Annotated in this window: 6 protein-coding genes and 1 pseudogene; 4 read left to right on the top strand and 3 right to left on the bottom strand. The window is 59.5% G+C overall.

Features of this window, described 5'->3' with window-relative positions; translation table 11 throughout:
* A pseudogene (locus ADK28_RS32970) lies at nucleotides 1-127 on the bottom strand (Bcr/CflA family multidrug efflux transporter); the annotation flags it as partial.
* A gap of 80 nt (nucleotides 128-207) precedes the next feature.
* The gene (gene rsuA / locus ADK28_RS11750; RefSeq protein WP_033639831.1) at nucleotides 208-921 is read right to left on the bottom strand and encodes a 16S rRNA pseudouridine(516) synthase RsuA; all 714 of its coding nucleotides are present in this window, start codon (nucleotides 919-921) and stop codon (nucleotides 208-210) included.
* Nucleotides 922-1,239: 318 nt separating this feature from the next.
* Here rsuA and ADK28_RS11745 point away from each other — a divergent pair, with 318 nt between their 5' ends.
* Nucleotides 1,240-2,997, top strand: a complete 1,758-nt coding sequence (locus ADK28_RS11745; protein ID WP_048795726.1) for a DEAD/DEAH box helicase — start codon at nucleotides 1,240-1,242, stop codon at nucleotides 2,995-2,997.
* 162 nt (nucleotides 2,998-3,159) lie between these two features.
* The gene (rplY, locus tag ADK28_RS11740) at nucleotides 3,160-3,444 is read left to right on the top strand and encodes a 50S ribosomal protein L25 (protein ID WP_004935776.1); all 285 of its coding nucleotides are present in this window, start codon (nucleotides 3,160-3,162) and stop codon (nucleotides 3,442-3,444) included.
* An 84-nt stretch (nucleotides 3,445-3,528) separates the two neighbouring features.
* Here the strand turns inward: rplY and yejK are convergent, their stop codons facing one another.
* Complete coding sequence (gene yejK, locus ADK28_RS11735) at nucleotides 3,529-4,536, bottom strand: nucleoid-associated protein YejK (protein WP_004935779.1); 1,008 nt, start codon at nucleotides 4,534-4,536, stop codon at nucleotides 3,529-3,531.
* A 211-nt stretch (nucleotides 4,537-4,747) separates the two neighbouring features.
* Between yejK and ADK28_RS11730 the strand changes: the two genes are divergently transcribed.
* Together ADK28_RS11730 and ADK28_RS11725 are read left to right on the top strand one after the other, a co-directional pair.
* The gene (locus ADK28_RS11730; protein ID WP_004935782.1) at nucleotides 4,748-4,975 is read left to right on the top strand and encodes a YejL family protein; all 228 of its coding nucleotides are present in this window, start codon (nucleotides 4,748-4,750) and stop codon (nucleotides 4,973-4,975) included.
* 9 nt (nucleotides 4,976-4,984) lie between these two features.
* On the top strand, nucleotides 4,985-5,324 hold a 340-nt coding region (locus ADK28_RS11725), incomplete at its 3' end, for a DUF3413 domain-containing protein (protein WP_048795725.1).

Genomic DNA, 5,324 nt, shown 5'->3' with positions numbered 1-5,324 from the left:
GCATATAGGCGCTGAGCGTCATCTGCACGCTGCCGGACTCGACGCCAAACTGGGCGGCGATCACCGGCATGCTGGGCAGGTACATGTCGATGGCCAAAGGCATCAACATGGACAACAGGCCCAGAATGAAAATCAAACCGAGATGAGAGGTTCGGTTCTGTTGCACGTTCCACGACTCCTTAATCGGCCGCAATCAATGATCGGTTATCAGTCCTGCAGGTGCGGCGCGCCCACGCTGGCGATCTCTTCTTCCGTCAATGGGCGGTATTCGCCCGGCGCCAGATCGTCATCCAGCACGATGGCGCCGATGCGCTCGCGGTGCAACGCGATCACCCGGTTGCCGACGGCGGCGAACATCCGCTTCACCTGGTGGTAGCGCCCTTCGCTGATGGTCAGGCGCACCACGTGCTCGTCGACCTGCTCCAGCGTCGCCGGCCGCGTCAGATCTTTCTCGTTGTGCAGTTGCACCCCTTCAGCGAAACGCTGCGCGGTGTCTTCCGCCAACGGGTGCTCCAGCGTGACCAAATAGGTTTTCTCGCAGTGGTGGCGCGGCGACGTGACGCGGTGCGACCATTGACCGTCATCGGTCATCAACACCAGCCCGGTGGTGTCGATATCCAGCCGCCCGGCGGCGTGCAGCTTGTACGCGACCGGCTCATCGAGGAAATACAGCACCGTCGGATGATCGGGATCGTCGGTAGAGCAGACGTAGCCCTGCGGTTTGTTGAGCATGAAATAGCGCGGGCCGTTCTGCTGCTGCAGCGGATTGCCGTCGAACGCCACTTCTTGCTCCGGGGTCAGTTTAATCGCCCCGCTCTTCACCACCTCACCGTCCACGGTGACGCGTTTAGCCCGAAGTTCGCGCGCGACCAGCGCACGGCTGATGCCTAACTGCTGAGATAAAAACTTGTCCAATCGCATGGGATCTGCTTTGCCTGTCGTTGTTATGATCGCATTGATCGTATTGCCAAAATATGACGCCCACCGTTGCACCGGGTGCAAATAGCAGGTTCAGGGGGGAAATCGCGTGGGGGAACAGCGATTGCTGTCACACAAGTATAGCGACACTACGCGTTGCCCGACAGAGGTAATTTTCACGCTTCTCGCACCGCGCGCGCGCAGAAGGCATAATAGTAGAAATTTTTCGGCCGCCCGGGGCGTAAAATGTCGCTGTTTCTGTGGGAACGGAGGCGACAAGATCTGTACCCGGCGGCCCATTCCACTCTACGGCGTTCATTTATGGCCTTTACCCTACGCCCCTACCAACTGGAAGCGGTCGAAGCCACCATCAACCATTTCCGGCGGCGTCCCGAACCGGCGCTGATCGTGCTGCCGACCGGCGCCGGCAAAAGCCTGGTGATCGCCGAACTGGCGAAGCGCGCCCGTGGGCGGGTGCTGGTGTTGGCGCACGTCAAGGAACTGGTGGCGCAAAACCACGCCAAATACTGCGCCTACGGCCTGGAGGCGGACATCTTCGCCGCCGGCCTGCAACAAAAAGAAAGCGCCGGCAAGGTGGTGTTCGGCAGCGTGCAGTCGGTGGCGCGCAACCTGCCGCTGTTCGACGGCGCCTTTTCGCTGCTGATCGTCGATGAATGCCACCGCATCAGCGATGACGACGACAGCCAGTACCAACAAATCATCCAGCATTTGCAGAAAACCAACCCGCAGCTGCGGCTGCTGGGGTTGACCGCCACGCCCTATCGTCTGGGCAAGGGCTGGATTTACCAGTATCACTACCACGGTTTCACCCGTGGCGACGGCGCCAGCCTGTTTCGCGACTGCATCTATGAGCTGCCGCTGCGCTATATGATTAAGAACGGCTTCCTGGTGCCGCCTGAGCGGCTGGACATGCCGATTGTGCAGTACGATTTCAGCCGGCTGGAGGCCAGAAGCAACGGCCTGTTCAGCGAAGCGGATCTGAACCGCGAGCTGAAGCGGCAAAACCGCGTCACGCCGCACATCATCAGCCAGATTGTGGAATACGCTGAGGATCGCAAAGGCGTGATGATCTTCGCCGCCACCGTCGAACACGCCCGCGAGATCCACGGCCTGCTGCCGAACGGCGAAGCCGCGCTGGTCAGCGCCGAAACGCCGCCCGCCGAGCGCGATGCGCTGATCGAGGCGTTCAAACAGCAGCGGCTGCGCTATCTGGTCAACGTCGCGGTATTGACCACCGGTTTCGACGCGCCGCACGTCGATCTGATCGCGATCCTGCGCCCGACCGAGTCCGTCAGCCTGTATCAGCAGATCGTCGGCCGCGGGCTGCGGCTGGCGCCCGGTAAGGAAGATTGTCTGATCCTCGATTACGCCGGCAACCCGCACGATCTGTTCACGCCGGAGGTCGGCGTCAGCAAGCCGCACGGCGACAGCCAGCCGGTGCAGGTGTTCTGCCCGGCCTGCGGCTTCGCCAATCTGTTCTGGGGCAAGTGCACCGAGAACGGCGACATTATCGAGCACTACGGCCGCCGCTGCCAGGGGTGGCTGGAAGACGACGACGGCCACCGCGAACAGTGCGATTACCGCTTCCGGTTCAAGAGCTGCCCGCACTGCGGCGCGGAGAACGACATCGCCGCACGCCGCTGCCATCAGTGTCAGGAGGTGCTGGTCGATCCCGACGACATGCTGAAGGCGGCGCTGAAGCTGAAAGACGCGCTGGTGCTGCGCTGCGGCGGCATGGAGCTGCAGAGCGGCCGCGATGACAAGGGCGAATGGCTGAAGGCCACCTATTACGACGAGGACGGCACCAGCACCAGCGAGCGTTTCCGCCTGCAGACGCCGGCGCAGCGCAAAGCGTTCGAGATGCTGTTCCTGCGCCCGCACCAGCGCGCACCGGGCGTGCCGTTCGCCTGGCACACCGCCGCCGACGTGCTGGCGCAACAGCAGGCGCTGCGCCATCCGGATTTCGTGGTGGCGCGCAAACGAGGCCAGTTTTGGCAAGTGCGCGAGAAAGTGTTCGATTATCAAGGTCGTTTCCGCCGCGCCAATCAATTGACCTGAGCGAACGGTCCTCAATCTGGACAGGTTTTCGTTGCCCTGCGGGCGGCTTTCCGTTAAAATGCCGCGCGCTTTACCTGGGCCTGCCCGGCGTTAAAGCGGATTTCCGAACTTGCTACTTGGGTCGCCTGTAGCAGGGTAAATTTTCTTTTAAGAGAAAAAACAATGTTCACTATCAATGCAGAAGTACGTAAAGACCAGGGTAAAGGTGCGAGCCGCCGCCTGCGTGCAGCAAACAAATTCCCAGCTATCGTTTACGGTGGCAAAGAAGCTGCAGTTTCCATCGAATTGGACCATGATTCTGTTAAGAACATGGAAGCTAAACCAGAATTCTACAGCGAAGCAGTAACTCTGGTTATCGACGGTAAAGAAACCAAAGTTAAGGTTCAGGCTGTACAGCGTCACCCGTTCAAGCCAAAACTGGCTCACATCGACTTCGTTCGCGTTTAATCGCTACGTTTTCGAACCTTTCGGGACGCCGAAATAAAGAACGCCGCAATTGCGGCGTTTTTTATTGTCTGCGATTCGTCGCGCTTACTTGCCGCTGCCGGTCCGGCGTTGCAGCTGATCGCGCAGGTTCGGCGGCGTGCCTCTGATGGTCAGCGTGTCGGTGGCCGCATCCCAGAAAATGCGCTCGCCCAGCAGCATGGCGTCGAAATTCAGGCTGATGCCCCCGCCGCTGCCGGCAAATTTGGTCAGCTGGCGCAGCGTGCCGCGATCCGCCGGGAAGCTTTCCTCCAACTCATACCCTTGCTCGCTGGAGAACTGCATGAAGTCTTTCTCGCCGACCGGCGACAGCTCCTGCGACAGGGCCTGCAGTTCAATCTCTTCGCCCGCCTGCAGCTGTTCGTTGCAGTAGCTGTACACCTGTTGGCGCACCGACTGGCGCTCGTTCTTGTCCAACTGCGCATCGGCGCAGTAGTCGTCCACCGCCTGCAGCAGCCCGCGGTTTTGCGCCTTGGTGTCCAACCCTTCGGACGCCGCCAGGAAATCCATGAAGAAGTCGGCGACCTTGCGGCCTACGCGCCCGCGCAGGAAGGTCAAATAGCGGGTCGATTCCGGGTTGGTTTCCCATTCGGTCAGATCGATGCGCGCGACGATATCGGCGTTGTTGATGTCCAGATAGTGCGTGGTGTTGATATCCAGTTCTTCGTTGACGCGCATGCTGTTACGGCTGTTCAGCACCGCGATCAGCAAGTACTCCACCGCCAGATAACGATATTGGCCGAACAGCACCACGCCGCCTTCGGCAAACGGATACTTCGCCAGTTCGTCGCGCAGGCGGCCGGTCGCCGCGCGGCTGAAGGCCAGAAAGTCCTTATCGTCCTTGCGGCAAGTGCGCAGCGCTTCCGCCAGCTCGCTGCCTTCGTTGAACAGGCCCAAGGCCTTGCTCTTGGCGCTGTAGACGCGATGCAGTTCCGTCATCATTTCTTCCACCGCCGCGTTGGTGGGAAGCAAGGTATCGCGCAACACCACGTCCAGCGTTTGCTCGTCGCGTTTCACCAATTGGTGCAGAGCGATCTGGTCGATATCCAGACTCATGATAAATCCTCCTGTTCTTTAGGCGCGTATTCAAACACTGAAGACCCCGCCCTGCAATACTAAAAAGCCGCGGCAAACCGGAAAGGCGCTGCGAGGAGCAGCCCCGCCACGGGCGCCCCCTTCCCCAAATGACAGGAAGTGATAAAAGAGCGGAAAATCACTGCCCTATACGGTAAGATAGGGCACTTTGCAGATTACTAAGCGCAATTTTATGCCACAATCATCCCGTTACAGTGACGAACACGTTGAACAACTGCTCTCAGAGCTGGTCAATGTTCTGGAAAAACACCATACCCCCACCGATCTTTCCCTGATGGTGCTGGGCAACATGGTCACTAATTTGATCAACACCAGCGTTGCCCCCGCGCAGCGGAAAACCCTGGCAAGATCGTTCGCGGAAGCCCTGCAGGCTTCTGTCCGTGAAGATAAAGCACATTAATATTGACTTATGGTGACAAACCGTCAGCGTTATCGTGAAAAAGTCTCCCAGATGATCAGCTGGGGGCACTGGTTCGCCTTATTCAACATCCTGCTCGCCCTTGGGCTGGGCAGCCGCTACCTGTTTGTCACCGACTGGCCCGCATCCCTGCTGGGCCGGGTCTATGCCTTTGTCAGCGTGCTGGGGCATTTCAGCTTTATCGTGTTCGCCGGCTATTTGCTGGTGATCTTCCCGCTCACCTTTGTGGTGATGTCGCAGCGGCTGCTGCGATTTATTTCCGCCGCGCTGGCCACCATCGGGCTCACGCTGTTGCTGGTCGACAGCGAAGTGTTCTCCCATTTCCACCTGC

Source organism: Serratia sp. 506_PEND, assembly GCF_001076875.1.
Taxonomy (GTDB): domain Bacteria; phylum Pseudomonadota; class Gammaproteobacteria; order Enterobacterales; family Enterobacteriaceae; genus Serratia; species Serratia marcescens.
Note: the sequence above shows the minus strand (reverse complement) of the source record. Positions and strands in the feature narration are given on the sequence as shown.